The 2,898-nt window shown below is 71.5% G+C and carries 1 protein-coding gene; it reads right to left on the bottom strand.

All coding sequences use genetic code 11. The features are described 5' to 3' along the window. Positions 1-95: 95 nt before the first annotated feature. Positions 96-2,753 carry a protein translocase subunit SecD gene (gene secD, locus DQW06_RS28275; protein WP_013155075.1) on the bottom strand — a complete coding sequence of 886 codons (2,658 nt, stop codon included), beginning with the start codon at positions 2,751-2,753 and terminating at the stop codon, positions 96-98. Positions 2,754-2,898: the final 145 nt, after the last annotated feature.

Here is a 2,898-nt window from a genome sequence, read left to right as displayed (position 1 = left end):
CCCCTTCCGGTCCGCCGCGCCACCCGGGGGCGGCGCGGCGGACCGTGTGAGACGCGGCGGGTTCCCGGCCGCGGGGCCGGGAACCCTGGGCGGCGCTAGACGACGGCGCCGTCGTCGGCCTCGCGGGCGGCCTTGGCGGCCACCTTCTGCTTGGCCTTGCGCTCCTTGACCACGTGCGGCGGGTCGGTCCTGTCCCACCTCTGGAGCCAGATGGCCAGCGGGACGGCGACGAAGATCGTCGAGAGGACGCCCGTCACCAGACCCACCAGCATGGCGATCGAGAAGTCCTGGAGCGAGGACCCGCCGAGGAAGGTCAGGAAGCCCAGGATGATCAGCGCGCCGATGGAGGTGTTGACGGTACGCGGCAGGGTGTTGAGCACCGCGCGGTTGGCGATCTCGGAGAACTTCGACCTCTCGTCCCGGGCCCACTCGTCGCGCACCCGGTCGAACACCACCACCGTGTCGTTGACGGAGAAGCCGATGACGCTCAGGAGCGCGGCGAGGAACACGCCGTCGATCGGCTTGCCCAGCCAGATGAACAGCCCGATCACCAGGACCAGGTTGAAGGCCAGCGACAGCATGGTGGACACGCCGAACGACCAGCGGAAGCGCCAGGCCAGGTAGACCATCTGGAGCGCGAGGGCCGCGCCCAGGGCGATCAGCGCGCGGTTGCGCAGCTCGTCGCCCATGCTCGGGCCGATCAGCTCGTCGCTGACCAGTTCCACGCCGCCGGTCTGCTCGCCCAGGGCGTCGGCGATCCGGGCCGCGTCGTCGTCGGAGATGCTGCCGGTGCGCACCGAGATGTCGCCGTCACCGGACTCCTGGACCACGGCCGTGTCCGAGCCGGGGAAGTCCAGCGCGGAGATGACGGAGCGGGCCTCGTCGACCGAGACGCCCTCCCCGCTGGTGACCTCGTACTCCAGCACGCGGCCGCCGGTGAACTCCACACCGAGGTTGGTGTCGCGGATCAGTGGCGCGGCGACCGCGGCCGCCACGATCAGACCCGCCACGATCAGACCCTTGGCGCGGTGGCCCATGAGGTCGGGGTTCTTCTCGACCAGCCAGGTGCGGACGCCGCCGATGCGGTTCAGGCCGCTGACGGCCGGGTGCTTGCGCACGACCGCGCGCCGCACCGCCCACTCGACGAACACGCGCGCGATGACCAGCGCGGAGAACATCGAGACGAGGGTGCCGATGCTCAGGGTCACGCCGAAGCCCTGCACGGTGCCCGAGGCGAAGAAGAACAGCAGGGCGGCGGCGATGAGCGTGGTGATGTTGGTGTCGAGGACGGCGCTCCACGCCTTGCGGGAGCCCACGACGAACGCCTTCTCCAGGCTCGGCGGCACCGCCCGGCGCCGCTTGCGGGTGAGCACCCCGGACTCGGCCTTGGCCGCCTCGTCCTCGGTGGCGTCCCGCAGCCCGGCGGACTTGTTGGCCTCGTAGACCTTCGCCTGGCGCTGGTGTTCCTCACGTGTGCGTTCGAAGATCAGCACGTTGGCGTCGATGGCCATACCGATCGCCAGCACGAAACCCGCCAGGCCCGGCAACGTCAGTGTGGCGTTGATGGCGACCAGGGCGCCGTAGGCGATGAGCGTGTAGAAGCCCAGGGCCAGGGCGGCCAGGAAGCCGACCAGCCGGTAGACCAGCGTGATGTAGAGCGTGGTGAAGGCCAGGCCCAGGATCGCGGCGACGGCGCTGGCCTGGATGGCCTCGGCGCCCAGGGTCGGGCCGACCGTCTGGCGCTGGACCTCGGTGACCGGCAGCGGCAGCGAGCCGCCCTCGATCAGCACGGCCAGGTCGTTGGCGGTCTCACTGGTGAAGTCGGGGCTGGTGATGGTGGTGGTGTTGCCGGGCATGCCCACGTCGCAGGAGAACTCCGGGTTCACCTCCGGGGCGGAGATGATCTGCCCGTCCAGCACGATGGCCACGCGGCGGCGCGGGTCGCCCTGTTCGTAGCAGGCGGCGTCGGCGGTCAGCGCGGTCCACTGGTCGGCGCCCTCGCCGCGGAAGTTGACGTTGACCGTCCACTGCGCGCGGTTGACGCTGTCCAGCGCGGCCTCGGCGCTGGCCACCTGGTCGCCCTTGATGGCGGTCTCGCCGAGCTGGAGCTGGGTGCCGTCGGAGTCGGGGAGCGTCATCACGACGTCCTCGGGGTTCTCCGCGCTGGGGCCGGCGGGGGGCTGCTGGCCGCCCATGCCGCCCTGCTGAGCCATGAGCTCTTCGAGCTGCTCCTGGGTCATCTCCCCGCCGCCGCCCTCGGCGGCCTCGTCACCGCCCTCGGCCGCGGCGTCGGACGGGGCGCGCGCCTCGTCCGCGGTGGCCTGCGGGGCGTTGGCGGAGTCGCCCGGGGCGGGCGCCTGCACGCCCTGGCCGCCGGCCTGGCCCACGCCCAGCACGGGGTGGAAGGACAACTGGGCGGTCTGGCCGATGATCTGCGCGGCCTCCGCCGGGTCCTGCACACCGGGCAGTTCGACGATGATCCGGTTCTCGCCCGAGCGCGACATGGTCGCCTCGGACACGCCCAGGCGGTCGATGCGCTGGCGCAGCACCTCGACGACCTGGTCGGTGTTCTCGGAGTTGGCGGGTGTGCCCTCGGGGCCGTCCTGGGTCTCCAGGACGATCTGTGTGCCGCCGCTGAGGTCGAGCCCCAGGCGCGGCGGGATGAACCACGCCGCGCCGAACGCGACGAGGATGACGAGAAGGGAGATGAGGGCGCGTGTCCAACGCGCGCCCGCTCCCGTTTGACTGGACAAGGACCTGGTACCTCTTCACTGCGAATACGGGTGATCCCGACGCACGCCGGAGACAGGGGGGTACGCGCGGGGATGGTCAGATGGCGGTGTTCGCGGTGGGAGGGGGAGCCCGTGTCGGCGGCAGCTCCCCGGGGGCGTCCAGGTC

Source organism: Nocardiopsis sp. TNDT3 (genome assembly GCF_003427465.1).
GTDB lineage: Bacteria > Actinomycetota > Actinomycetes > Streptosporangiales > Streptosporangiaceae > Nocardiopsis > Nocardiopsis dassonvillei.
Note: the sequence above shows the minus strand (reverse complement) of the source record. Positions and strands in the feature narration are given on the sequence as shown.